Source organism: Sphingobium sp. TomMM7A, assembly GCF_055397305.1.
This window is the reverse complement of record NZ_AP027312.1, coordinates 634207-660463: the sequence shown is the minus strand read 5'-3', so window position 1 is coordinate 660463 and position 26257 is coordinate 634207. Positions and strand designations below refer to the sequence as shown.

Below are 26257 nucleotides of genomic sequence, written 5' to 3'. Positions count from 1 at the left end.
GCGCAACAGGAACAGGCAAGGTGTCTGAAGCAGCGCGAGGAAAATCTGGGTTATGACAGTTGGAGAAGGGCAAGTTCAGCGCGAGGGTGCCATGATCGACACAGGGGACGGAGGCACGCGTCCCCAACGTTCCCGCAGCCAGAGATCAAAGGGCCGTGATCGACGCCTGATCGCTCTGTTGATCCTGCCCGGCGTCGCGATGTACGCAACATTCCAGGGGTTGCAACAGATTCTGATCCCCGCGCAGATGGAGGCGATGGACCCTGCCGACAAAGTGGCAAATCTCGGCCTCCTCACGACGCTCAGCGCAATAGCTGCTGTAATTTCGCTACCCATGGGTGGCTCGGTGTCCGACCGGACACGCTCCCGCTGGGGGCGGCGGACGCCGTGGCTCGCGGCAATGGCGCTGCTGTCCGCACTTTTGATGATGCTGATGAGCAAGGCGGCTTCGTTAGTGGCCTTCGCCCTCATCTATATCGCGCTGTGGTTCACGGCGAACTTCTATCAGGGCGCGATTACCGCCGTGCTGCCGGACCGCATCGCTCCGGCGAAGCGGGGCCTCGCGTCGGCCATGGTCGGGCTCAGCGTGCCACTGGGCATTGTATTGGGCGTGAATGTCGCTGCGCGTGCCGATACGACCGGCAGCTATGCCATCATTGCGGCGGCGCTCGTGGTGTTGACGGCCATCTTTCTCGTATTCGCACCGGAAGGGCCATATTGGGCGGAAAGGGTCGCTCCGGTCGTGAAAAAGCTGCCCCTGTTGAGCCGTATCAGCGGCTTTTTCGCCAGCTTCCGCTCACCAGATTTCACCTTTGCATTTCTATCCCGGGCACTGCTTTTCATCGCCTACTTTTCGGTGAGCGGCTTTCTCTTCTATTTTGTGCAGGACCGCGTCGGGCTCGCAACCCTCCCGCAGCGAAGCGTGAAAGTTGCCATCAGCATTTTGAGCACGGTAAATATGGTAGCTTGGATAGGCGCGATCTTCCTGTCAGGCTGGCTTGCCGACCGGTTTCAGCGACACAAGCTGATCGTCGGGATCTCAGCTATCGGAATGGGCCTATCGCTGATGGTGCCGATCATCTCTCCTAGTTGGCATGGCATGCTGCTCTATTCGGTGCTGAACGGGATGTTTTTCGGCACCTACATGGCAATCGACATGGCGCTCATGTCTTTCGTCCTGCCGGAAGAGGAGTCGGCGGGCCGCGACATGGGATTGTTGGCAGTCGCGACAGCAGCGCCGCAACTTGTCTCGCCCGCAATATCCGGGACTCTGATCCTAACCTTCGGCTATAGTGCGCTCTATCTGTTTGGCGCCGTGATGGCTTTTGCTGCGGGGGTCAGCGCTTTTTTCATTCGTGGCGTCCGTTGAGGCGAAGCTGCTATCAAAAACCGTCGCGCAGCTTAGGGTTGGAGGTCATTCATGGTCAGCAAAATCAGCATCGAAGGGACGACCTTCCGTGATCGCGCTGGCCGCCAAACGATCCTGCGGGGAGTCAATTTTGGTGGGGACTCCAAAGTTCCCTACGCGCCGGACGGGCATACCTATCGCCCTACCGACTTTTCGGACCATCGTGTCGTCAGCTTTGTGGGGCGGCCAGCCCCGCTCGATGAGGTGGACCTTCATTTCAGCCGGATTAGCCATTGGGGGTTCAACTGCCTCCGCTTGCTGACTACCTGGGAGGCGGTCGAGCATGCCGGGCCGGGCGAGTATGACGAGGCTTATCTCGATTATTTTGCAGAAGTGTGCCGACGCGCGGGCCGCCACAACCTCCACCTGTTTGTCGATTTCCATCAGGATGCGTGGTCCCGAATGTCAGGAGGGGACGGCGCCCCGGGATGGACGTTCGATGTAGTCGGGCTCGACTTCACGAAATTCGGTTCCTCGGGCGCCGCTCACCTCATGCAATACCGCTATGACCCCGCTTTGGGTGGGCGGCAGGACTCCTATTCGGTGATGAGCTGGAGCGGCAACTACGCCCGTCCGGCGAACGGAATCATGTGGTCGCTGTTCTTCGGTGGGCGGGATTTCGCTCCGTCGTGTCAGGTGGAAAGGCGTAACGTCCAAGACTATCTCCAGGATCATTATTTCGGCGCAATGCGAACCTTGGCTGAGCGGCTCGCGGATTTCGACCATGTCATTGGCTTCGACACACTCAATGAACCCAGCGCCGGCTATATCGGCTCAGCGCTTGACGCAGCGATCGTGCGCTATCGCGGACCGATCTGGTCGGTACTCGACGGCCTCGCCCTAGCCGCAGGCGTGCCGCGCGAACTGAAGGTCATCGCGCCAGGGCAAGGCGTCATCGATCGGAAAAGCTGAACGAGGAAGGGATATCGATCTGGCTACCCGGCCGGGAAGACCCATTCCAGGCCGAAGGGGTCTGGGATTTGAAGGACGGCGTGCCCGTAGCGCTCAAAAACGACCATTTCCAGCGGGTCGATGGCCGGGACATCGAGATCAACCAGGATTATATGGGGCCCTTCTTCGCGCAAGCCACTGCGACGGCCCGCGCCGTTCGCCCCGACTGGCTACTGTTCGCAGAAGTCGATCCCTTCGAAATGATCGCAGGTCACGGCTTTCCCGAAGATGCGCCGGATCGCACCGTCAACGCGAGCCACTGGTATGACTTGACCGCAATGGTCACCAAGCAGTTCGACGCCACAGGAATGACGCACGTCCTGTCGGGTGTTCACCGCGAGGGCACCGAAGCGATCGAGGAAGGATATGTCGAGGAAATGACGCTGATCGCGTCGCTATCGACTGTCCTGAACGATGGCCGCGGCTCGCCAGCTCTTTTGGGCGAATGCGGAATCCAATATGACGTGAACAGCGCAGAAGCTTACCGGCGCTGGGCCGCTGGTGAACGCGATCCAGCGATCTGGGAGGCTCAGACGACAGCGCTCGACTTGATGTACAACGCCATCGACCGCCTGCTGCTGTCATCGACGCAATGGAACTACACCGTTTCGAACAGCAATGATCCCATGATTGGCGACGGCTGGAACCAGGAAGATCTGTCGATCTGGTCTGCGGATCAGGTTGGTAATCCGCACGACATTGGATCTGGTGGCCGGGCGATGGAGGCTTTTGCCGACCCTATGTCCGTCTCGCCCAAGGGACTATCATCAGCCAGAGGTTTGACCGCGCAAGCGGCCTTTTCGAGGCTGAAATCGAGTTCGATGCGCAAATCATCGAGCCCAGCGAGATCTACTTAGGCGAGGTGCAATATCCCCATGGCTTTGAATGGTCGGTCAAAGGTGGATCGGCACGGCGCGACGGTGCATCCCTCCATGTCGAAGCGGCCTCATGGGGACGTCTCGTTCTTCGGGTTACGCGAAAGTAACCTCGTACCGCGCCAGTCGTTGGCGTCTCTAAACCAGGCAGCGGCTTGGGTACGGCGTCGGGGACTTCTCGTTCAATCTTTTTTTCACGACAGCAAGCATCTACCTATTGTTCTATTATACCGATATTCCTGGCCTGCCTCCCGCCACCGCAGGCTGGGTATCCGCAACCGCGCTGGTCTGGGACGCGCTGTTCGACCCGCTGATCGGCTATTTGGCCAGCCGAACCCGCACTCGCTGGGGCAGCTACAGGCCCTATATTGCTCTGGGCGCACTTCCGCTTGCAGCGTCCTGGGCGCTTATTTTCCTGCCGCCCGCCTTACAGGGTCCGCGCTGTTCTTTTTGCGGTGTCGTCTCACATTGTCTTTCGCACGATGTGCGCTGTCGTCAAAATGCCTTTTTTAGCTCTGTCGGCGGCACTGACCAGCGATAGCGCCGAACGCGGTTCGCTTGCAGGAATAAGGGTGATCGCGGGCGCCGGCGGCGGCCTTTTCGGGGCGATCATGACGTTGAAACTGGTGAATTTTCTGGGTGGCGGGCAGACCGGTTTCTTTTGGACAGCGATCATCTACGGCCTGCTCGCGACCGCGATCCTGTTGGTCGTATTCAAAAATACGTGCGAGGTCGTGGACGCCATCAAAGAACACCGCCCCTCGGCGCGGGACATAATCACAATGCTGCGCAGCAATCGAGCTTTCTGGGTCGTCAGCACTGCCATGCTGCTGGGTTCGATCAGCATCACCTTCTTCCAGAAAACCCTGCCTTATTTCATGAAATGCCGGCTCGACCGGGAGGACCTCATCGGTCCCGCGCTCGGCCTCCTCGCCTTGTCCGTGATGGTTTCGATACCAATGTTGACTATGGTGATGAAACGCACCTCCAAGCGCATCATGTGGATCACTGGAGCGTTTGTTGGATGGAGCGGGTCAGCGTTGCTCTGGGTACTTCCCGAAGCCCCGGAAACCGTGCTGATATCGCTCATTTTTGCCGGCTTCGGCTCTGGAGCGGCGTTTCTTGGTTTCTGGTCCATGATGCCTGACACCGTCGAATATGGCGAATGGCATTCCGGCATAAGGGCGGAGGGCGCCGTTTTCGGCCTCGCGGCCTTCATGCAAAAGGCGAGCCTCGGACTTGCCGCCGCAGCTTTGGGTGAGATCCTATCGACGATCGGCTATCACCTCGCGGAAGCCGAAGATGCTGATGGCGATCGCGTTGGCGAACAAGAGTATCGCTCCGATGAGGGCCGCCTTGCGGTGATCGGCTGATATTTCGAAATGGCACCGGTGCAAGCGCCGGTGTTTACACCGATACTAAGGGCGGTGCGATGAGTCAGATCACGGTAATTTCGGGGTCGGAGCGGCGGCGGGTATGGAACGACCAGCAGAAGCGCGAACTGGTCGCGGCGGTTTCGGCGCCCGGCGCGAACATGGCGGAGATTGTCCGCGTGCTGATCTTCGGCCGAACCAGATCTACAGGTGGCGGCGACAGATAGAGCAGGCAGCACAGAGCTTTGCTGAGGTGCAGGTGCAAGCTGATCTGGTGCCAGTGACCGGATCGGCCATCACCGTGGAGTTTGCGCGGGCGATCGTGCGTATTCCCGCTGGCGCATCGCCTGGGCTGGCGTCAGCCGTGCTGCGGTCGGTCAAGCCGTGATCCCAGTTCCCACTGGCGTTCGGATATGGATCGCAACGGGGCATACGGACATGCGGCGCGGGATGCGCAGCTTGGCCCTGCAGGTGCAGCAGAGCTTTGGACGTGATCGTTCGCGGGCGACCTCTATATTTTCAGAGGTCGTCGTGGCGACCTCTGCAAGATCATATGGCATGACGGCGTGGGCATGTCGCTTTATGCCAAGCGCTTGGAGCGCGGGAAGTATATCTGGCCTTCGGCCGTGGACGGGGTGATTGCCATTTCTCCCTCACAGATGGCCTGCATGTTGGAGGCGATCGACTGGCGTAATCCGCAGGCCACATGGCGCCCGACATTGGCCGGATAAAAGGTCGATATTGCCTAAAAAGGTAGGGATTTCGGCGCTTTTCTGCATACGCTCCGGCATGGGGGACGAGGCGCAAGCACAGATCGATAGCCTTCGCGAGCGGCTCGCCGCTGCCGAGGCTGTTGCCGCTGAAGTCGCGCGGATCAAGTCGATCAACGCCGACCTGGAAGCCCGTAACGCCCTTCTGGAACTGCAGAATGAGAAGATGCGCCGCACCCTTTTCGGCCAGCGCTCCGAGCGCACGCGCCATCTGCTCGATCAGATGGAACTGGCTTTCGAGGAGTGCGAGACCGCTGCCAGCGAAGATGAGCTCCTGGCTGCGCTGGCAGCAGCGAAGTGGACTTGATGGGGTGGACGCCCCCCGAGGCATCGATGTGCCATAGTGGAGGTGTTGAACACCACTTGAGGAGGCGTCCATGTCGGAGATTAGCACGATCGGTTTGGATATCGCAAAGAATGTGTTCCATGCGCACGGGGCCGATGCGAACGGGCTTCAGGTTTTCAGTCGACGGGTTACGCGAGGTAAAGTGCTGTCGTTCTTTGCTGCTCAGCCAAAGTGCCTAGTGGCGCTGGAAGCTTGCGGCGGGGCACATCACTGGGCTCGGGAACTGATGCGTATGGGACATGATGTTTTTTGGTTGATTGCGCCAGCCTACGTGAAGCCGTTCGTAAAGCGACAAAAGAACGATGCCGCTGATGCCGAGGCCATTTGCGAAGCTGCGCAGCGCCCGAACATGCGGTTTGTGACGGTGAAGAGCGAGGAGCAGCAAGCCTCGGCACTGGTGTTCCGGACCCGCGATCTACTTGTCCGGCAACGCACGCAAACGATCAATGCGATTAGGGGGCACATGGCTGAGTATGGCTGGGTTGCTCCGAAAGGGCCGAGCTGGGTAGCGCAGCTTGGCGAGCTGATCGATGATGCGGTCACTGCGTCGCTACCCTCGGCTGCGCGAGAAATGTTCCGCGTCATGCTCGGCATACTTGAGGAGTTTGATCACCGGATAAGCCGCGCACGCCTCGCGCTGCACGTCTAGGCTGTTGAACGCCTAGTCGAGTCCTTCCTCCGTGGATTTGCGAGTGTAGATGGCGCAGCGCAGCCGCTTTTTTTTTGCGTCATTGCTTCACCCCGAAGATGCGAGGCCCCGCCCATTCGCGCACCAGCTGTGTGCCCGGCGCCAAGGCGGGCGCGGAGGCGACGCGCGTCCCCCCTGCCCCGCTTAGTCGCCGGCGCATCTTTGCCCCTGCCCCGCCTTTGGGCCGCGCACTGCGCGTCAAAGGCGAGCGCACTAGCGAGCAGGCTTGAAGCGATGGGCGGCGGCTCCTGCCCATGCACCCTCTCCCACTCGGCCTTGATCGCTGTCGGTTTCATCGCCTCGATTTCGGCGACGCGTGTCACTAGCCCCCGCATCAGGCCTGGCCTTCCAGATGATAGCAGGTCACCTCACCGCGCTTCCGCTTATCGGTCGCGTGACCCTTCTTGCGCGGGCCGGCTAGCGCGGCGCGGGTGGTATGTGGCAGCCTGCTGGTGGCGCTCGTCAGCTCATCGAGCGTGGCCCCGCTAGTCCGGCGGAGCATCTCGAGCACCAGGGCGGTCTTGGTGCGCGCGGCTGGCGCGGCGATGGCGGCCGGTGTGGGATTGGGAGCCGGTGCATCAGCTGCGGGCTGCTTAGTCTGAGGCGTCATGTCGTCGACCGTGGGTGCCAGATCACCCTTAGGCGTCTTACCGCCGCGAGCGGCAGAGTGATTTTGAAGGTGCAGCCGCGAGCGCGAGTTCAAATTTGTAATGCCGTGCCCTCCTCGTTAGACAAGACATATGGATAAGGAAGTCTATTCCGACATGCGTTTCATCCCTGCCGGCAGTTTCCAGATGGGGGCCGACAACTGGTATCCTGAGGAGAAACCTGCTCGTCGGGTCCGGGTTGATGCCTTCTGGATCGATGAGACGCCAGTCACCAACGCCGCCTTCGCCGTTTTCATTAATGCTACGGGATATGTCACCCTCGCCGAAATCGCGCCTGATTGCAGGGATTATCCTGATTTGCTGCCGGAACTGGCACAGCCGGGCTCGGCGGTTTTTGAGATGAGCGCCGGACCCGTCGACTTTGCGGCGCCCGATTGGTGGGAGTTCCGCATCGGCGCAAACTGGCGCGCGCCGATCGGACCTGGCAGTTCGATTAAGGGGATCGAGGATCATCCCGTCGTTCACATCGCCTATGCGGACGCGGAAGCCTTTGCCGCATGGGCGGGCAAGGCGCTGCCGACCGAGGCGGAGTGGGAATTCGCCGCGCGTGGCGGACTGGACGGCGCAGACTATGCCTGGGGTGACGAGCTAGCGCCCGGAGGGAAATTCATGGCCAATTATTGGCAAGGCGATTTCCCCCGCGACAACCAGCTTGACGATGGATATCTACGCACTTCGCCAGTGCGGACTTATGCCTGCAACGGCCACGGCATTTATGACATGATCGGCAATGTGTGGGAATGGACCGCCGACTGGTATGCCCAGCCCAAAATCGAGCGCAAGCCAAGGGGCGCTTGCTGCATTCCGGCAAATCCGCGCGGCGGAACACGCGGCGGCAGCTTCGACAAGCGTGCGCTCGCGCGCATCCCGCGCAAGGTTATGAAGGGCGGCTCGCACCTCTGCGCGGAAAATTATTGCCAGCGTTACCGACCCGCCGCCCGGTACGCCCAGCCGATCGACACAACCACAAGCCATGTCGGCTTCCGCTGCGTGGTCCGGCCAGCGCGGTAAATAGGGGGGCAGCTGTCGCCGTAAGCGCCGCTTCTGCCATCGTGATCAAATCGCTTGCACTGACGCTGCGAAGAGCCGCGCCCCAGAGCAGCTGTCCCACCGACTAGAGCTTCGAGCTCTAAACCGGCATCACCTTTTTTGACGTTCGCCCTGAGCCTGTCGAAGGGCTCCACTTCTTTTTTAGAAAGTAGAGGGCTTCGACAAGCTCAGCCCGAACGGGGTTGAGGGATTCAGATAAAGGGCACGACGCTCTAGACGTACGCTCTGCTGCTCCTGCACCGTCCCTGCTATGCTGGAACTCGTCCGCCTTATACAAGCATCTGTTCGACCCAATTGAAACGCTTACGCCTTAAGCGCCTAAATTGAAGAAGCGAGGCTTGGGTCGGATAGTCCTCCAGCCCTCCTATACCAACGGAATTAGATCACCTTTACGCAGGCTTCATCGCGAACGTTCACGAGTGCCGTTGAGAAAAAGCGTTGTCGCCTCGCGCGAAAGAGCGGCTCGCTGCGAGGAGTCGGGATTTTCGGCCGTCACCACGAACCGCACCCCGAACGTTGCCAAGGTGTAGAAGGTCCGACTTGCAAGGAGGGAAGGTATGGGCATGCCGAACTCAACCAGTCGTTGGGTCAGGGCTGAGGCTGTGGAGGCCACCTGGCCATCATACGCCCATCGGGCAATGTCAGGATAACGTTCGGCTTCGCATATAATAAGCCTTTGATACAAGAGATTACGCGGGTGAAGATGCCGATCCAGCAACCATCGGGCAAGCCGCTGGAGGGTGGCCCCAACCGTCGATTCTGCTCTGGGCGCGTCTGTAACATCACTTGGCCTGCCGAGGTGGATCAGCACTTGTTGGAAAAGGCCCCGTTTGTCGCCAAACTGGCGATAAATGGTCGCAGCGCCCACCCCCGACTTTTCAACGATATGATCAATCCTCGCGCCGCGAAATCCTTGATTGAGGAACTCATCACTGGCCGCATCCATCAAATCCTCGATGCGCTCGGGCGCTATTCTTCGCTTCTTCTGGATTTCGTCAAACCGGGGCTCCTCCCTTAGGGGATCGTCCAGTGTCGCATCACTGAACTGAGCGGCTCTCCGGTAGCCGTTGAGGAGCAGATCAATCGAAGATCCGGCCTGATCATATTGCCGCTGCCGATGGATCGGGAATCCCATAAGGAAGCGGGTGCCTTGGGTCGCAACGCTCCCGAACCGGCGAGCCAATGCTGCGGGATCCCATTCCTGCAATATGCCATCTTGCATAAGCGACGCCAGGTAATGAGCCAATGCGGGCGCGCCTTTGATCGTGCGGTTATGCAGTTCGGTCGAGAGATGCGGAAAACATCGGGTGGCGACCAGTTGCGCGCGCGTGAGGCCCATATTCTCGGGAGACAGAAAATGTGCGAGATAGCTCTTCATGACATCGCCGATCACCGTCGCCGGGTCGCCGCTCGCAATCGAAAGCTCTGAAGGTATTTCGGCTGAAATCGACGCAATCACGTCTCGCATGACCGCACCGAACAGATCGACCTTCGTCGGATAAAGTTCGTACATGCTCTGTTTGCTAACGCGCGCCTCACGAGCGATCAGATCAATCCCGGTCTCTTCAAAGCCGCTCCGCAGGAAAAGCTGACGGGCGACGGCCTTCAAACGTTCGTCGGCTGTATCAGCCATAAATTGCCCGCTCCAATAATTTGGACCGCTCGGTGCCACCTCTCGCGTCGGATCGCCAGCGCTGAAGACCAGCCATTGATATGTACGATAATTTCCAGTACAGCAAGACAGCATATTGCATAGGCATTTCCACACAGAAAAGCTGGGAAGCTATTTGGAACTGCGCGCGGCAGGATCACGGGGAGCAGACAAGCATGAAGAAATGGCTCAAGGCGGCGCTATCCGGGGCCCCTATTTTTACGTTGCCGTTTGTACCGGCTATTGCCCAGACGAGTGCGAGCAGCCCTGTCGCGCTGCCCGCCCCCCCTGCGCCCTTTGGCGGCGTTATCGGCACCAACTATTCCAATTCTGAACCGGCATTTCCCAAACCCGTCGCCGCGCCCTCCAACGCACCCAATGTGGTGATATTCATGACGGATGACGTGGGCTTTGGCGCCGCCAGCACCTTTGGCGGGCTGGTCCCCACGCCTAATCTCGACCGCCTGGCAAGCCAGGGCCTTCGGTATAACCGCTTTCACACGACAGCGATGTGTTCTCCCACCCGCGCAGCGTTGCTAACCGGGCGCAATCATCATGCGGTTGGTAATGGCATCGTGGCCAATCTGACGACAGGGTTCCCCGGCTACTGGTCGGAAATGCCGCGCAGCGCGGCCACCATCGCCGAGACATTGCGGCTCAACGGCTTTAATACGGCCATGTTTGGCAAGCATCATATGGGTCCGGAAAGCGTCGTTTCAGCAGCTGGGCCGTTCGATAACTGGCCGACCCGCTTGGGCTTCGATTATTTTTATGGCTTCGTCGCCGCCGAGACCAACCAGTTCAAGCCTGCCCTCTATCGCGGAATAACGCCGATACCGACTTTGGAGGACGGTGTGCTGGATAAGGCCCTTGCTGATGATGCGATCAATTGGATCCGCAACCAGAACGCGGCCGCGCCGGACAAGCCATTCTTCCTCTATTATGCGACCGGATCGACCCACGCGCCGCTGCAGGCTCCGGCAGAATGGATCGCCAGGTTTCGCGGCAAATTCGACGCCGGTTGGGACCTACTGAGCAAGGAGATTCGGGCGCGGCAGGAAAAGCAGGGACTGGTTCCCAAGGGTACCAGATCGCAGCCGCGGCCTGCGGAGATCCCGGCCTGGTCAACTCTCTCGCCGTCACTCAAAAAGGTCAATGCGCGCGCCATGGAGGTGTATGCCGGGATGCTGGCCTATCAGGACGCACAGATGGGCCGCATCCTGGACGAACTCGATCGCACCGGCGAGGGGAAAAACACGCTGATCTTCTTCATCGAGGGCGATAATGGCGCCGCTGCCGAAGGTGACGTGAATGGCGCCACCAACGCCTTGGCAGGTTTTAACGGGTTTCAGGAAACAGACGAACAGCTTCTGGCTGCCATTGACGACTTTGGTGGCCCGAAAGCCAATCTTAGTCTTGGTTTTGGCTGGGCCTGGCTGACGAGCACCCCTTTCCCCTTATTCAAACAATATGCCTCGCATTTGGGCGGAACGCGCAATGGCCTGGTCGTGTCATGGCCAGGGCATATTCAGGGCGGCGGAACGCGATCGCAGTTCACTCACGTCACAGACATCGTGCCTACCATATTGGAAGAGGTCGGCCTCACCGCGCCCGCTACGGTCAATGGCGCTCTGCAGCAGCGAATGGACGGGATAAGTTTCGCCTACACGTTCGACCAGCCCAAAGCGCCGGAACGCAAGACGACGCAATATTTTGAAATGATGGGCAATCAGGCCATTTATCATGATGGTTGGTGGGCAAATACAACGCCTGGCCGACTCCCCTGGACATGGAACAAGAGCAGTGGACTTCCGAGCGATTATAAATGGGAACTGTACGACCTGAAGCGCGATTTTGCGCAGGCTGATAACCTGGCCACGAAACAACCGGACAAGCTACGCGAAATGCAGGCTATATTCGTTTCTGAGGCAAAGAAGAACAATGTGTTTCCGCTCGACGACAGGATGACCGCAGAGCGTTTCCTTGCGGCGCACAGCGCAAAACCACAACGTGATCACTATACCTACTGGGGTTCGGGCGTATCCATTCCTTCAGGACAGGCCGCGCCCTTGTTCAACCGTTCCTTCACCTTGAGGGCCGATATCATTGTTCCGCAACAGCCTGTTTCCGGCTCCATCCTTGCTCTTGGCGGCGCGTTCGGCGGATGGGGTTTCTATCTCAAGGACAATCGGCCAGTCGCAATGGTGGCGGCATCGCAACATCGCGAAGATCAGTTCCGGGTCGCCGCGACGCAGGCGCTCCCACCGGGGCGCACTACGTTGACCTACAATTTTGATTATGATGGCGGCGTCAATGGCGGCGGTGAAATGCGCATTTCGCGCGATGGGCAGGAGATTATGCGGGGTCGTATCGACAAATCGATTTCCCGACTTGTCGAAATGACTGACACCTTGGACGTCGGCATGGACACCTCAACCCAGATGACTTCGGACTATCCCGAAGGTGGCGTATTCAATGGGGTCCAGCGCGTAGACATCTCACTCGGCGCGGTTGGACTTCAAAGTGAAGCGCCGCAATTGATGCGGTAATATTCTGTTTAACCTGAAGGCCCCGCCACAATATTGGGGGCAAACTCAAGACCAGAGCAGATCTGGCATTTTTCGATCAAACGGATCGATAAAGGATGGATGCGAAATGAGCACGAAAAGCGGACGAATCCTCAGATTTTTGGCTTTGTCGGTCAGCGGTATCGCGGCGATGGCCCATGCTCAGGTCCCGGCGGCTTCTCCGGCATCTTCAACGACGTCCGCGGCCCCTGAATATGTGCGACAGGCTCCCAAGGGCGCCCCCAATATCGTCCTGGTGCTGCTCGACGATGTCGGCTTTGGAGCCCCCTCGACCTTCGGCGGTCCGGCGCAGACAACCACGCTCGACCGGCTTGCGCGCGATGGGCTGCGCTATAATCGCTTTCACACGACGGCCATCTGCTCGCCGACACGGGCGTCCCTGCTTACCGGGCGGAACCCCCATGCCGCAGGCATCGGCGCTGTCATGAACTCGTCGGATGCGCGGCCGGGTTACAGCGGGTTCCAGGGGAAGGACACCGCCACGATCGCCACGATCCTGCGCGAAAATGGCTATGCCACCGGGGCTTTTGGCAAATGGCATCAGACCCCTGACTGGGAACTGACGCAGGCTGGGCCGTTCGATCGCTGGCCGACGGGCGAAGGTTTCGACACCTTCTACGGCTTCCAGGGTGGGGAAACGGATCAGTTCAACCCCACATTATATCAAGGCACGGCCCCGGTGATGCGGCCCGCAGGCGACAATTATCACCTGACCGAAGATCTCGCCAACCGTGCGGTAAATTGGCTCCACACCGTGCGCACATCAGGCGCCCGGCGACCCTTCTTCCTCTACTTCGCGACCGGCGGCATCCACGCCCCGATCCAGGTTCCCAAGGAATGGATCGATAAATATCGCGGCAAGTTTGACCAGGGCTGGGACAAGTTACGCGAAGAAGTTTTCGCGCGTCAGAAGAAGTTGGGGGTGATCCCGGCCAACACCAAATTGACGCCTCGTCCGGCAGAGCTTCCGGCCTGGGACAGCCTGACGCCCGAACAAAAGCGTTTTTCCTCGCGCTTGATGGAATCCTACGCCGCATATCTTGCGCATACCGATGCCCAGGTCGGCAAACTGGTAGACGACCTCAAGGCGAACGGCGAGTTTGACAACACGCTTTTCATCTATGTGGTAGGCGACAATGGTGCCAGCGCTGAAGGCGGACTGGAAGGCAGCCTGGATTATATGGGTAGGCTAACCGGCATTTCTCCCGCGCCGGACGCAAAGGCCTTCGCTCGTGAGGACGAGATTGGCGGACCGTCAACTTATGCCCACGTCAACTCGGCCTGGGCCTGGGCTTCAGACGCCCCCTTCCAGTGGACCAAGGCGGTCGCGTCCCATCTAGGGGGAACGCGCAATGCCATGGTGCTCAGCTGGCCGACCCGGATAAAGCGAGAGGGAGGCATGCGCAGCCAGTTCGGCCATGTGAACGACATCGTTCCGACAATATTGGAAGTCACCGGCATCCCCACCCCTGCAGAGGTGGACGGCGTGCCGCAAAAGCCAATGAATGGCGTCAGCCTCGCCTACACGTTCAACGACCCGAAAGCTCAGGAACGGCATTCGACGCAGTATTTCGAAGTCTTTGGTCACCGATCCATCTATCATGAAGGCTGGATGGCATCGGCCTTCCACAGCCGCTATCCTTGGACCGCGTTAGCGGACAATGGACGTCCTTTCGAAGAGGACAAATGGGAATTATATGATCTTCGGACTGACTTCTCGCAGTCCAGGGATCTTGCCGCGAAGAACCCGAAGAAGCTCGAGGAGTTGAAGGCGCTCTTCATGGCAGAAGCGTCTGCAAACCAGGTGCTGCCGTTGGGTGGTCAGGCGCCGGGCAAGGGCAATCTGCCGGACCCATCAGGGGGCCGCGAGTCAATCGATTACCGCCAAGGCGATATCGGCGTGCCAGAGGTAGCTCTTCCCCGCATGTTCAGTCGTTCCTGGACCATGCGCGCGACGATCGACACGACTGATCGGGCGCGTGGCGTCGTCGCGGCCTTGGGCGGCACGGACTCCGGGATGGCGTTGTATCTGGATGGCGATGGAAGGCCGAAATTCACCTATCGTCTGTTTGACGTCAAAACTGTCGATCTTGTAGGTCCAGGCCCACTGACACCGGGCAAGCATTCCATTCAGGTGGACTTCGACTATGTCGGAGGCGGCTATGGGAAGGGCGGCACACTGAAGATGGTGGTGGACGATCAGCAGGTCTCCTCCGACAACATTCCTGCCACCCCTTATATGTTCAGCATACACGAAACCTTTGGTGTAGGCTTGGACACGGGAGCGCCGGTGGGTAGCTATCCCGCCGATGCGAGGCTTGGCTATCCGATCGAAGGCGCAAAAATCGGCCGCGTGACCATCCGCGTTCGCTAGAGCGTTTCCAAAGCGGGTGGTTTCGGGGCGGGAGGAGATATATTGCGCGATCTGTCAGGCTTGAGACTGTTCGTTCTTGCGGCACAGAATAAAAGCTTTGCAGCGGCCGCTCGCCAAGCTCAGCTCTCCAACGCGTCTATGTCTCGGCAAATAAGTGCGCTCGAAAAAAGTTTGTCCGTCAGGCTCTTTAATCGGGGAGCGCGTGCTCTGACACTCACCGAGGCTGGCCAAATTCTACTTGCGCGTCTGCTTCCGCTGCTGGGTGAGATGGACGAGATATTCGACAGCGTTTCGCTGTTAGAAGCAGAACCGCGAGGTTTGCTCCGTGTTGCAATTCGCGGTTTAATTGCATCTCAACGGGTTATGCCCGCATTGCCAGCATTTTTGGAAGCGCATCCAAGCGTTCAGATCGACCTACAAATTTCCACCGATGAGAAGATGGACCTCGTTGCCGAGAATATCGATGTCGATATTCGCTTCGATCTTCCCGATAGCGGCGAGTTGGTTGCCCGGCGCCTAGGGCCGATGACTCAGTTGGTGCTTTTGGCTTCGCCAGCCTATCTTGCCAAACGACCCGCTCCGTCGGTGGTCAACGATTTATCCGACCACTCGGCGATCTTGTACGGCTCCAAGTCTGAAAAGACGGTTTGGGAGTTCGCTGGCCCTGACGGCACCACCGCGCGGGTTATGCCTTCGGGACAATTGAGCGTGAATGATGGAGGAATGAACCGCAGCGCGCTGCTTACGGGCGTCGGAATCGGAATCATGCCGCTGGAAGAGATTGAGCGAGAAATAGCAGACGGGAGCCTGATCCGCCTGTTGCCCAACCATAAGATTATCCAGCCCCGTACCGGCAACGAGGGCATATTCGCAGTTTACCAGCGGTCTGCTTACCAGACCGGCAAGCTGCGGAGCTTCCTTATGTTTCTCGATGCTACCTTTAAGATGTCGAGCGACCATCAAACAAAACCGCCTGAAGCCCACGATCTGGGCATTCCGCAGCTGTATTCGTTACGCAGAATGTAACAGTTCATTTCGTATTTGGGGGCTACCGAACGAGCGCGGCGGAAGCTATCAAATGCTGGTGCCGTAATCGGCATGAAAATCAGATGTCCGATGCAAAATTATTGGGTTTTCGCGTTGGCATGGTGTGAAATTTAAGAAGAAAATCTAGGCGGTGATAGGCATCGTCGCTGAAAATTAAAATTGATTTGGTGTTGGGGGGGCATTGTGCCGAGTCAGGTTGAGCAGGGATAAATTCTCCATGTCTTTCGTGGCGATGGCGTATGCGTCACGATTTATGAACAGGGAATTTTGACTATGCCAAAATTGGTCAGAAACACCACAAGAAATCTGTTTATGCGAAACGCTAGCTGTGAGGACACGGTAAAATAATTATACCGATCAATATAATGATCAGAGCCTATGAAATGGCACATACTAAATAATTATTGGGACTTTGCAAAAATTAGTTCGACGTCTTGACCGGATCAAAGGCGCCCAAATCGTTTTGGCAAGTCGACAAATTATATCGCGTCAATGAAAAACGACAGTCATTGATTCTTCATCAAGTAATGAACAACGGGGCATAATAAATGTCGGAATCACTACGCAGATGATTAATCAGAATATAAATCTATTTCATTCTACGAAAAAATTATGAACGGAGGGGATAAGATGCCTAAATTGTTTGCCAGAACTTTAATGGGGGGCGCCGCGATGATGGCCTTCGGTGGCGACGCGCTAGCGCAGGTACAACCACCTACTGCTTCGACGGGTGTGAATGGTACTGCAACTGCTGTCGAAGGCACAGGTCTTTCGGAGATTGTTGTCACGGCACGCCGCCGGGCTGAGCGACTGCAGCAGGTTCCGATTTCTGCCAGTGCATTCGATGCTAATTCGCTCGCGCAACGGAATATTTCGAACACGCAGGACCTGCTCGGACAAGTTCCGTCGCTCGTCGTGGGTGGGTCAGGGCAGCAGCGCAGCACCGAAAATATCACGATCCGCGGGCAAGGTGCGACCTTCAATGCCGCGCCGGGCGTGGTGCTGTATTCGGCCGAAGTTCCGCTTATTGCCGACCAGCGCAACAATGCGCAAAATGGCGGCGGCCTCAACTATTATGATCTTGCCAGCTTGCAGGTTCTGCGTGGGCCGCAAGGCACGCTGTTTGGTCGTAATACGACCGGCGGCGCTGTCCTTTTCGAACCTCAGCGTCCGACTGATCGGTTCGAGGGCTACGGCCAGATCCAGTACGGCAATTATGACTCTATTGAAATGCGCGGCGCGCTCAACGTGCCGATCGTGGAAGACACGCTGCTGCTGCGCGTCGCTGGCATGTATCAGAAGCGCGATGGCTTCACGCACGAGATCACCACGGACACCGATCTCGACAATCGCAACCGCTATTCCTTCCGCGCAGGCCTGACCTGGCGTCCAGCGCCAGGGATCGAGAATTACCTGCTCGCAACCGTCGGTCGCGTACAGGAACATGGCACCGGGACAGTGCTCAACGCGGTTCCAGCGGGGGTCAATCCGCAAAATGGTGTGCCCTACAGCGATTATCTGGAGGAGCAGATCGAGCGTGGTATCCGTTCAGTCGCGCTCAGCCCGCTGCTCTTTAGCGAGCGGACGCGTTATTTCTCCATAACGGACATCCTCTCGGCGGAACTTACGGACAACCTGACGTTCCGCAACATCGCCAATTATCAGCGTCTGAAGAACAGCGCTCCGTTCGACGGCGATGGGATTCCTGATGATCACCGTCCGCCATTGTCCACGGACGGTGGGGGCTCGATCGGCGCCCAAGAGATTGATCCGGGCGGCCTTCCCAATTACAATTACTACACCGATGTCCGTCAGTACTCGTTCGAGCCTCAGCTTCAGGGCAAGGTTGGTGGAGACGCGCTCAACTTCACCGTGGGTGCCTACTATGAAAGTGTTAAGCCGCTAGGACAACAGCTGGTTTCGGCAACCAATCAGACCCGCAGAGGCCAGAGATCAACCAGCCAGGCGCTGTATGCGCAGGGGACGCTGTCATTCGGCAGCTTTTCGAACAGCCTTGATGGGCTGCGGCTGACCGCTGGCTATCGCTATACATGGGACAGCCTGACGGCATTCTCCAACTTCGGATTGCCCGGTGCACCAGTCATCTCGGAGCGCGCCAAGTTCAAGGCGCCGAACTGGACGGTCGGTCTTGACTATGATGCCATGCAAAATGTGCTACTCTACGCCAAGATCAGTCGCGGCTATAAATCGGGAGGGATCGGCACTGCCACCCCAGCACCAGAACTACGATCCTTTCGGCCTGAATTTGTCACCTCCTATGAAGGCGGCATAAAGGCAGATTGGCATCTCGGCGGTGTGCCAATCCGAACCAATCTAAGTTATTACTATACGGACTATAAAGATCTGCAGAGGACCGGCGGAACCGCCTACATATTCAATGGTCAACCGGTCTTCGGCGCGCAAACCAGCAATGCTGGACGAGCGCACATCCAAGGCGTGGAGTTTGAAGGCGAGATACGACCCGCCAACTGGCTCACGCTATCGGGGACCTATTCCCACACTGCTGCCAAATATGATGAATATACTGCGCCCTCCCTGTTCCCCGCAGGCATTCCTGCTTTCGGCCTGCCGCCCGGCTTCGACTGCGGTTCAGGCGTTCCGTTCAACGGCGCAACGGGCCAATGTATCCTGACCGGGATACCGTTCCAAAATACGGCGAAGAACCAGTTCAGCCTTACCGGTCACATCGATTTGCCAGTCGATGAATCGTTCGGGAAGGTCGCCGTCTCCGCTACATATGCCTATATCAGCGCTCAATATCAGTCGGCATCCAAGGCACCTGTCGATGAGCCGTTTGCCTATAACGGCGGTAACTGTCCCCGCCTGCAGTCGGGACCCAATGTCGGTGCCGTTCAGTGCGGCCCGGGCGATGGCTATGGCTTGCTGAGCGCCAAAATACAGTGGCAAAATGTTGCAGGGTCGAATTTCGATCTCAGCGCATTCGCGACCAATCTGACTAACGAAGACTATATCATTAGCAGTAATGGGACCTCATACCAGAGCGGATTCAACTCCTACATTTATGGTGAGCCCAGAATGTACGGGATTTCTGTTCGATATCATTTCGGACACTGAGTGATCATGCGCCATCACGCCTTATCAAAGGGTGATGGCGCAATTTCGGAGCCAGAGATTGACCATATGATTGAATCTGGTCTGCCATCGGCCAATCCTATGATTGGACCTCACCGAAATCGAGCTTTTACAGAGAACTCGTCGTAGGAGAGTTGCTGGCCCAATCACTTCGATCCACCGATCATTATCATGCCTGAGCAGAGCACCGCCCTCGCCTTTGCGAGGCCCTTATTTGGCTGCGATTTATCATAATTATCTGACCACCGCGATCCGGGCAGTCCAATGCACAGGCTGGCGACGCCGCGCATCAGACCCCATGCCGCAGGCACCCATCAATGTCGCAAGAATGCGCGCGCCCGATGCGCCGATTGGATGTCCGAGCGCGGTCGCACCGCCGTTCACATTGAGCTTGTCCGCCGGAATGCCGAGATCATTAGCGGCGATCATCGCTACCACGGCGAAGGCTTCGTTGACTTCGAACAGATCGACGTCATCCACTGCCCAGCCCGCCTTCGCCAGCACCTTGCGCATCGCGGGCCCCGGCGCAGTGGTGAAGGCATCGGGCTTCTGGGCATGGGCGGCCGTTGCGACGACTCGGGCGATAATAGGAAGGCCGAGCCTGTCCGCAACGCTCCTCCCGGTCATGACGAGCGCCGCGGCGCCGTCGGAAATGGAGGATGCCTTAGCGGCGGTGATGGTGCCGTCCTTGTCAAAGGCGGGCTTCAGTGAGGAAATCATATGGGGCCGCCTTACCTGGCTGCTCATCGGTATCGACTATTATCTCGCCGCCCCTGCCGGGCACCGCAACCGGCGTGATTTCGCGGATGACGGCCCCGCTGGCAATGGCTTCATTGGCGCGGGACAAAGAACGAAGCGCATAGGGGAGCGATCATCGCCTATAACGCGCCCTTTGAGCGGCGGCATCCGCGATCTACGAGCTGTTCCCGGATTTAGCTGGCCCTCTCCAAGCGATGGCCGATCACCGCATTTTCAGCGTAGCCCGTGATGAAAAATCTTCAGGTCAGACCCTGGGACGCTGAAGCATTTCGTGCCCTGATGAAAAACAAACTAATTTCGGGCGAAGTCACCCGCTCGCCGTCGCATATCGCGCTGCAGCTCCCCCTTGCAAGCGGCGGAGGTAGGCCATGGATAGGATCAATCGCTCCAATCTCACAGAATTTCCGCGCTGAAACAGGCATCGGCATCATCTTGTTCCCAAAAGAGGAGCCGGTATGAAGAGCATTCCCATGCTCTGGGGAAAATCATCGATGTAATCCGTCGGGAAACGCGGGAGGCAGCCAAGCGACTTCGCCCCTGAAGGGCCGGGTTAAGGCCGCTTTGAAGCAAGCCACACAGTGTGGATAGTGTTTTCTCCGTCGACGACCGCCGCCACATCAACTTCATCAACATCGAAGCCGTTATTTTCGAGGCGCGCAACAAATGCATCGTCATTATAGGCCGACCAGATCGCCAGGATGCCCCCAGGCTTGAGCGCTGCATGAGCCGTGCGCAGGCCCCAATTGCAATAGAGGCGTTCGTTCGCAACATGGATCAACCCGTCAGGGCCATTATCGACGTCCAACATAATGGCGTCGAACCTGGCTTCGGCGTTTGCAATCACATCATGAACGTCGCCCAGTTCAAGAACGACACGGGGGTCCAAGAGATAATCATGGAAGAGATGGGCCAAAGGGCCTTTCGCCCAGTTCACGATCTCAGGGATGAGTTCTGCTACCTTGATCTCGGCCGTCGGTGGCAGTGACTGCAAGGCAGCGCCGAGCGTGAAGCCCATGCCCAAACCGCCAATGAGAACTTGAGCATTCCGTCCGGCCAAGCGCTGACATGTCAGGGTAGCGAGCGCTTCTTCCGAATGACGTACTTGGTTTCCCATTAGTTCGTTATCGCCGAACCTGATGGAGTAGTCCTCACCCCGGCGTAAGAGGCGCAGCCGGCCTCCATCGGGTAGTTCTGCCATGCCGATCAGTTCGATCGAAATCGTCGCGCATTCGTCAGGTGATGCCAACACGGCTTTTTCCTTTAGTGCTACGGCGCGCATATACAGGACGCCGACCGCGATCCTCCATCCTCAAGACGAAGGTAGTGTCAGGTCGAATTTTTGGTGCGCCATGGAGCCACGAGATTCACTTGGTGGCAAACTGCCCGGGCTGAGCCCTGAACACGAGGCGCGCATGGGTTCGGACTGAAGCCGCCGTCTTGAAACTCTCCTCCTGCAAGTGAGATGTCACGAGCGGATAGCCCTGCGAATTATACCGTGTTTCGCGGACCGTGAGCCGGAAATTTCCATCCTCGTCCTTCGTGATGAGGAAGGGGGCGACTTTTTCTCGGCTCATGATGTCTCCTTACGAGGTTGCGAAAGATCGGCAGCATGTCCGGCTGCCGTTATATGCACGTTCAGCCAAGCATCGCCGCAACGATCTGCTTTAGCTCACTAGTGGACAAAACCGCCGCCCGAACCTGGACGGATCGCGGCGCTAGTCCTTGGCTAAAGGGCAGATGGAGGGTGGTGCGTTTACTGGTCGGAAAGATACTATTCATTTATAACCTCGCGGCGTAGGCCGCATTATTCTTAGTTGGAGTTCGCGCGCAAGGGCCGCAGCGATGCTGAGCCTGAAGCGAGTAATGACAGATAGCTTGCAGCTGAACCGGCCAAATTAAGCGGCCCGATATGTTCGGTTACGGCAACGTCCGCATGCAGGAGGGCTCCAGAATTCATCTCCCGATGCCGCTTCACCATAGGTGCAGGCACGGCGTCGTCAGGATGATGCACGCTTCTTCCGCGCGAGATACCGCGCATCGCGTGCAGCCTTTTGTTCAGCTTCCGTGAGGATGGGCTTATGCCGTGGGGCATTCGCAGCGGTCGCTTCAAGCTCTTGCGCACGTTTCGCGGCCTTTTGTTGCTGGGCCATGAGCAGAGCCTTTTGGCGCTTTTCGCGGGCAGCGGCCTCTTTGGTCTGCCGGAGTTCCGCCTTCGCGGCCGCAGCGGTTTGGTCAACCGGCGGTTTGTTGTGCAGTTGCTGGAGACCCTCCGTCCGGGCACGCGCCGCTGAGGCGATACGCTCCTGGAAGGATGGCTCTTTATATCTTTTCATGCAGGGAAATGTCCTGTGCTAAAGCATTCGCCTGAAGCCGCCGGGCAGCGTCAACCGCCCGGCGCCATTTTCAGGCTACCTGGAGGTTGACGGCCGAGGTCTTGCCGCGGCGGTCCTGCTCCAGATCATAAGTGACGCGCTGATCCTTTTCGAGGGTGCGCATGCCTGCCTGTTCAACGGCAGAGATATGTACGAAAGCATCGCTGCTGCCATCTTCAGGGGCGATGAAGCCATAGCCCTTGTCGGCGTTGAAGAATTTGACTGTTCCGGTGATCATGCTCGGTCTCCTTGTCGCATGTCCTGGGAATGCGACCATTCGCTCATCCCGGCTTAAAAGAGGCAATGTGGGGACAAGGAGAGCCGAAGTGGCCCGATATCCGTCAAAACGCGACGTTCAGCAACATGTTGATAGCACAGCTTGAGGAAAATGCAAAATTGAGGCGGGCGGATCAATTGCACCATCTATCGAGATCTGCCACCGCGCTTCACTCTTACAATATTTGCGTCGTGCCAACGCGTTGGAAATGGCTACGGGCACCCCATTCTATTTACTTCGAGCGGTGGCTTCGTCCCGCTTCGCCTGCGCGACCGCATCGTTCAAAGTCGAGTACCGCCAATCCCGATAATGAAAACGATACACAGGCACCTTCGTGATGCAATAGCGAGCCATGAGTTCGGTGTCGTCTACAGGTTCCACAGTCATTTTCTCTCCGATCGTCACGAGCGAGGGTTGACTGACGAGATCACTGGCGGCCGCCGGCCGTGGGCTGGGCAAGGAGCTTAACTGCATTTTCAACCGTTGAGTATCCGGTCGGATCGGCGATCGCCAGATCGAGTGGCCTTGCGCCCAAAGATGCGTTGTGGGTGTTCAGAAAGCGGATTGCCTCCTTCTGACCGAGAAGTACGAATGCAAGGTGAGTGATCAAGCCTTGCCGCCTTGCCTGCTCAGGAGAGAGCTTCATCTCGCGGTTGACGAATACTCGCCTTCGTGGGCGTGCGGGCGCGGTTGCATCCACTGTCATGCGGGAACAGCCAGGCCTACTGCAGGGGCCAATTGACGGTTCCAGAACAGCCAATCCGCCGAGGCGGGAGCGTTCTTTGAAGAGAGTAAGTCGAAGATTTGACCGCCGACAACCCCGGCGGCACACAGATGTTTGCGCCGGGCCGACTCGCTATGTGCGTCAGCGGCACGCATCAGCGAAACCTGATGCTCGGAATAAAGTCGATTGAGATCCATGTGCGAATTCCCTCGTAAGCGGGAGCGCGATGGTCTCTCAGTCAAGAACGCCTACATTGCCTATGCCCTTGATAACATTCATATAGGAAATATATAGCAATTTACAAGAGTGCATGCGATCCAATATTAATAATTATCGTCAAATATATCGTTGCGAGACTGCTATATGAAATAAGTAATATATCATATATTGCCAATTATATACTTTCTTCAAATGTCAATTTGACTGTGTGATATCGGGAAAATTGGTATGGTCTATCTGTGATTTTCTCGTTCGCGTGACACCATTATGCGAGTATTTGATCCAAAGCAGCTAGGATCCAGACTCGTTCAGAGCCAGAAAGCGACGGCCGCGGCGAGGCTTACGGCGAATAGGAAGTTCCGGGCGAGCTTGTCGTAGCGGGTGGCAATCCGGCGAAAGTCCTTCAAACGGCACAACATGGCCTCGAGCCGCCAGCGGTCTTTGTAGCGGCGTTCATCATAATGGATCGGGCGCTTGCGGTTGCGGCGGCCCGGGATCACGGGGATCGTGCCCTGCTCGCGCAAGGCAGCCCTGATGCGGTTGGCGTCATAGCCACGATCGGCGATCACCCGTTTCATTCCGGCCGTTTCGCCGATGAGCAGGTCGGCGCCCTTCACATCGGATGTGTTGCCGGGCGTCAGGACAAGGCGGAGCGGCCGATGCGTGTCCAGATGCCCCGGCGGCCCCCTGTTCGAGCGGTTGTAGACGGTCGTCGCGGGGCCGTATTCTCCCAGACAATCCGCCCAGCGGCCACCGCACTTGAGCATGTGAATGATGTCCGAGATCACTCGTCGGTCATCAACCCGCCGCGCGCCTGGCTGGTTCTTCGGCAGGTGGGGCTCAATTGCCGTCCATGCTTCATCCGACAGCCAGAACAACGAACGCGAAATCCAAGGACCTCCTGCTTCAGTGGAGGCTCTCTGAATCAATATGGCCGCAGATTTTCAAGACCCTGATTGGGTTTGGACCCTAAGCAATTGCTCGCGAGCTAAGCCTACCCTTGCCCACCGAACTACATCATGTGGAGACTGGTTCGCCTTGGTCTGACAGTACCGTCGGTTTCAGACCGGCCCTGAACCGGCTTCCACAGACGGGCTCTCCGTTCCGGCCTTTGCATAGGCTTCGCGCAGTCGCGCCTTGAAGACCTTGCCCGTCGCCTGCCTTGGGATGTTGTCCACCAATACGGCCTCCTCGGGAATCCACCATTTCGCGCACTTGCCTGCGAAATAAGCGAGGAGATCGGCCGGAGCCGGTCGACAGCCAGCGCGGGGAACTACGACCAACAGCGGCCTTTCGTCCCATCGCGGATGCGGGATGCCGATGACAGCCGCTTCCGCAACATCGGGATGAGACGCCGCGATATTTTCCAGCGCGATGGAACTGATCCATTCCCCGCCTGACTTGATGACGTCCTTTTCGCGATCCACAATCTCGACATAGCCCGCGGGATCAACGACGGCGATGTCGCCGGTCGGAAGCCACCCTTCGCGCGCGGCCTCGATGGGAGGACCGTTGCCGTTATAATAGCTGGACGTTACGCTGGGACCCCGGATTTGCAGGCTGCCGAAAGTCTTCCCATCCCAGGGAGCCTCCTCCCCGTCTGCATCGACGATGCGAATGTTGAACGGGTAGGGAGTGCGTCCCTGCTTTCCAAGCATGACGCGCCTGTCTTCATTGTCCAGATGATCCCAATCATGTGGAGCGTTGAAAAGGCCGCCAGCACTGGTTTCGGTCATTCCCCATCCATGGCAGGTCTGAACGCCGTATTTTTCCTCCAGCGTCTTGATCATCGACGGCGTGGGAGCCGTCCCGCCGACGATAACGCGCTCAAGCGAGTCGACGCGTTCGTCCTGCGCTTCCAGAAACTGGATCAGGTCGCTCCAGATCGTGGGCACCCCTGCGGCCAGCGTCACCTGTTCCGTGCTGATCAGTTCGAACAGGCTGCGTGAATCGAGAGCGCTGCCCGGAAGGACCAGCTTCGACCCGTTCATCGCTGCGGCAAAAGGCAGCGTCCATGCATTAACATGATACATGGGGACTATGGGAAGCAGGCTGTCCCGGCGCCGAACCGCGAACCAGTCGATGCCCGAAATCACCAGCGATTGCAGCACGACCGAGCGATGGGAATAAAGGACTCCCTTGGGGGCACCGGTCGTGCCCGAGGTATAGCAGAGCGCCGACCCGGTTCGTTCGGCGATCACCGGAAAGTCGAAGACAGGGGACGCTGCTTCGACCAATTCGTCATAAGGCAGCAGCCCCGCAGCGTCCCCGCCGTCTGAACCCATGACCACAATGTGACGAACGCCTTTCAGGCTTCCCCTGATCTGCTCGACAAGCGGAACGAATTGCGGCTCGACCAACAGGACCTTGTCCTGCGCGTGATTGATGATGAATTCGACCTGTTCCGGGAACAGGCGAGGATTCACGGTATGGATGATCGCGCCCATGGCGGGGACGGCGAAATACACCTCCAGATGCCGCAAGGAGTTGGTGGCCAGCGTGGCGACCCGGTCTCCCGCGACGACACCCAGGCTGGTCAGCGCACTGCACAGCTGCCGGGAGCGGTTGAGAACCTGCGAATAGGAGCTACGAACGATGCTGCCGTCGGGCTGGCGCGACACGATTTCGCGATTCCCGTGAAACCGGTCCGCATGCAGCAGGATAGAGCCTATCGTCAGCTCAAAATCCATCATCGTCCCGATCATCTAAAGCTCACATTCTTCAATGCTGCGCGCAAACTACACCGCAGCGGTGCGCTCATGCCGATCATCGCCGATCTGATGTTTTATGCCAAGGAAAATGCTCTTGGTATTCCGCGTGAGGTTCCTGTCAAGGTCCTGTTCCGTCGTGTCGAGGAAGCGAGGCGGACAAATACGGCGGGTGCGGCTTCGTTGAGGTCGCCCAGGACAATGTTGGCGCCAGATTCCAGTAGTTTTGACGTCGACACACGGCCCAACGCATGATCTCGACCAACTTTTCTAAAATTCAACCATATCTTCCTTG

At 58.0% G+C, this 26257-nt stretch carries 21 protein-coding genes and 4 pseudogenes; 14 read left to right on the top strand and 11 right to left on the bottom strand.

The window, feature by feature from the left end; translation table 11 throughout:
- The first annotated feature begins 52 nt into the window (after positions 1 to 52).
- From ACZ5ZH_RS15715 to ACZ5ZH_RS15675, 9 genes and pseudogenes are all read left to right on the top strand, one after another.
- A complete protein-coding gene (locus ACZ5ZH_RS15715; RefSeq protein ID WP_464772944.1) occupies positions 53 to 1369 on the top strand; it encodes an MFS transporter in 1317 nt (438 codons plus the stop codon).
- Between the two features lie 51 nt (positions 1370 to 1420).
- Positions 1421 to 2320, top strand: a complete 900-nt coding sequence (locus ACZ5ZH_RS15710) for a cellulase family glycosylhydrolase (RefSeq protein ID WP_464772943.1) — start codon at positions 1421 to 1423, stop codon at positions 2318 to 2320.
- Positions 2321 to 2388: 68 nt separating this feature from the next.
- Complete coding sequence (locus ACZ5ZH_RS15705; protein WP_464772942.1) at positions 2389 to 3216, top strand: hypothetical protein; 828 nt, start codon at positions 2389 to 2391, stop codon at positions 3214 to 3216.
- Entirely contained in the window at positions 3123 to 3344 is a 222-nt protein-coding gene (locus ACZ5ZH_RS15700) for a hypothetical protein (protein WP_464773300.1), read from the top strand. The genes ACZ5ZH_RS15705 and ACZ5ZH_RS15700 overlap by 94 nt, the downstream gene beginning before the upstream one ends.
- A gap of 107 nt (positions 3345 to 3451) precedes the next feature.
- A pseudogene (locus tag ACZ5ZH_RS15695) lies at positions 3452 to 4607 on the top strand (MFS transporter).
- Positions 4608 to 4710: 103 nt separating this feature from the next.
- Positions 4711 to 4995 carry a hypothetical protein gene (locus tag ACZ5ZH_RS15690; protein WP_460988300.1) on the top strand — a complete coding sequence of 95 codons (285 nt, stop codon included), beginning with the start codon at positions 4711 to 4713 and terminating at the stop codon, positions 4993 to 4995.
- Positions 4992 to 5338 (top strand): annotated as a pseudogene (tnpB, locus tag ACZ5ZH_RS15685) (IS66 family insertion sequence element accessory protein TnpB). The gene ACZ5ZH_RS15690 and the pseudogene tnpB overlap by 4 nt, the downstream one beginning before the upstream one ends.
- A gap of 58 nt (positions 5339 to 5396) precedes the next feature.
- Positions 5397 to 5684, top strand: a complete 288-nt coding sequence (locus ACZ5ZH_RS15680; protein WP_460988303.1) for a transposase domain-containing protein — start codon at positions 5397 to 5399, stop codon at positions 5682 to 5684.
- 70 nt (positions 5685 to 5754) lie between these two features.
- Positions 5755 to 6342, top strand: a pseudogene (locus ACZ5ZH_RS15675) (IS110 family RNA-guided transposase); the annotation flags it as partial.
- Between the two features lie 403 nt (positions 6343 to 6745).
- On the opposite strand, the gene ACZ5ZH_RS15670 reads toward ACZ5ZH_RS15675, so the two are convergent.
- Positions 6746 to 7021: a DUF3489 domain-containing protein gene (locus ACZ5ZH_RS15670; protein WP_464772941.1), complete on the bottom strand. Its 276-nt coding sequence runs from the start codon at positions 7019 to 7021 to the stop codon at positions 6746 to 6748.
- A gap of 154 nt (positions 7022 to 7175) precedes the next feature.
- On the opposite strand from ACZ5ZH_RS15670, the gene ACZ5ZH_RS15665 reads away from it, so the two are divergent.
- Entirely contained in the window at positions 7176 to 8090 is a 915-nt protein-coding gene (locus ACZ5ZH_RS15665) for a formylglycine-generating enzyme family protein (protein WP_464773299.1), read from the top strand.
- Positions 8091 to 8529: 439 nt separating this feature from the next.
- Here ACZ5ZH_RS15665 and ACZ5ZH_RS15660 read toward each other — a convergent pair whose 3' ends face one another.
- Positions 8530 to 9762 (bottom strand): TetR/AcrR family transcriptional regulator, encoded by a 1233-nt coding sequence (locus ACZ5ZH_RS15660; RefSeq protein WP_464772940.1) that lies wholly within the window; start codon positions 9760 to 9762, stop codon positions 8530 to 8532.
- Between the two features lie 194 nt (positions 9763 to 9956).
- On the opposite strand from ACZ5ZH_RS15660, the gene ACZ5ZH_RS15655 reads away from it, so the two are divergent.
- The 4 genes from ACZ5ZH_RS15655 (at position 9957) to ACZ5ZH_RS15640 (ending at position 18885) form a co-directional block, all read left to right on the top strand.
- Positions 9957 to 12329 carry an arylsulfatase gene (locus ACZ5ZH_RS15655; protein ID WP_464772939.1) on the top strand — a complete coding sequence of 791 codons (2373 nt, stop codon included), beginning with the start codon at positions 9957 to 9959 and terminating at the stop codon, positions 12327 to 12329.
- A gap of 106 nt (positions 12330 to 12435) precedes the next feature.
- The gene (locus tag ACZ5ZH_RS15650) at positions 12436 to 14742 is read left to right on the top strand and encodes a sulfatase-like hydrolase/transferase (protein ID WP_464772938.1); all 2307 of its coding nucleotides are present in this window, start codon (positions 12436 to 12438) and stop codon (positions 14740 to 14742) included.
- Positions 14743 to 14784: 42 nt separating this feature from the next.
- Positions 14785 to 15768, top strand: a complete 984-nt coding sequence (locus ACZ5ZH_RS15645) for a LysR family transcriptional regulator (RefSeq protein WP_464772937.1) — start codon at positions 14785 to 14787, stop codon at positions 15766 to 15768.
- 651 nt (positions 15769 to 16419) lie between these two features.
- A complete protein-coding gene (locus tag ACZ5ZH_RS15640; RefSeq protein ID WP_460988311.1) occupies positions 16420 to 18885 on the top strand; it encodes a TonB-dependent receptor in 2466 nt (821 codons plus the stop codon).
- A 278-nt stretch (positions 18886 to 19163) separates the two neighbouring features.
- Here the strand turns inward: ACZ5ZH_RS15640 and ACZ5ZH_RS15635 are convergent.
- The 9 genes and pseudogenes from ACZ5ZH_RS15635 to ACZ5ZH_RS15595 all read right to left on the bottom strand — a co-directional run.
- A pseudogene (locus ACZ5ZH_RS15635) lies at positions 19164 to 19765 on the bottom strand (thiolase family protein); the annotation flags it as partial.
- Positions 19766 to 20212: 447 nt separating this feature from the next.
- Positions 20213 to 20941 (bottom strand): polyamine aminopropyltransferase, encoded by a 729-nt coding sequence (locus ACZ5ZH_RS15630; protein WP_460988313.1) that lies wholly within the window; start codon positions 20939 to 20941, stop codon positions 20213 to 20215.
- A gap of 85 nt (positions 20942 to 21026) precedes the next feature.
- Positions 21027 to 21236 carry a hypothetical protein gene (locus ACZ5ZH_RS15625; RefSeq protein ID WP_460988315.1) on the bottom strand — a complete coding sequence of 70 codons (210 nt, stop codon included), beginning with the start codon at positions 21234 to 21236 and terminating at the stop codon, positions 21027 to 21029.
- Between the two features lie 423 nt (positions 21237 to 21659).
- Complete coding sequence (locus ACZ5ZH_RS15620; RefSeq protein ID WP_460988316.1) at positions 21660 to 21995, bottom strand: DUF6481 family protein; 336 nt, start codon at positions 21993 to 21995, stop codon at positions 21660 to 21662.
- A gap of 70 nt (positions 21996 to 22065) precedes the next feature.
- The gene (locus ACZ5ZH_RS15615) at positions 22066 to 22272 is read right to left on the bottom strand and encodes a cold-shock protein (protein WP_460988317.1); all 207 of its coding nucleotides are present in this window, start codon (positions 22270 to 22272) and stop codon (positions 22066 to 22068) included.
- A 466-nt stretch (positions 22273 to 22738) separates the two neighbouring features.
- Positions 22739 to 23017: a hypothetical protein gene (locus ACZ5ZH_RS15610; protein WP_460988319.1), complete on the bottom strand. Its 279-nt coding sequence runs from the start codon at positions 23015 to 23017 to the stop codon at positions 22739 to 22741.
- Complete coding sequence (locus ACZ5ZH_RS15605) at positions 23014 to 23232, bottom strand: hypothetical protein (RefSeq protein ID WP_460988320.1); 219 nt, start codon at positions 23230 to 23232, stop codon at positions 23014 to 23016. Before ACZ5ZH_RS15605 ends, ACZ5ZH_RS15610 begins: the two co-directional genes overlap by 4 nt.
- A 330-nt stretch (positions 23233 to 23562) precedes the next feature.
- Entirely contained in the window at positions 23563 to 24144 is a 582-nt protein-coding gene (locus ACZ5ZH_RS15600; protein WP_464773298.1) for an IS5 family transposase, read from the bottom strand.
- Between the two features lie 171 nt (positions 24145 to 24315).
- A complete protein-coding gene (locus ACZ5ZH_RS15595) occupies positions 24316 to 25947 on the bottom strand; it encodes a long-chain fatty acid--CoA ligase (protein ID WP_464772936.1) in 1632 nt (543 codons plus the stop codon).
- Positions 25948 to 26257: the final 310 nt, after the last annotated feature.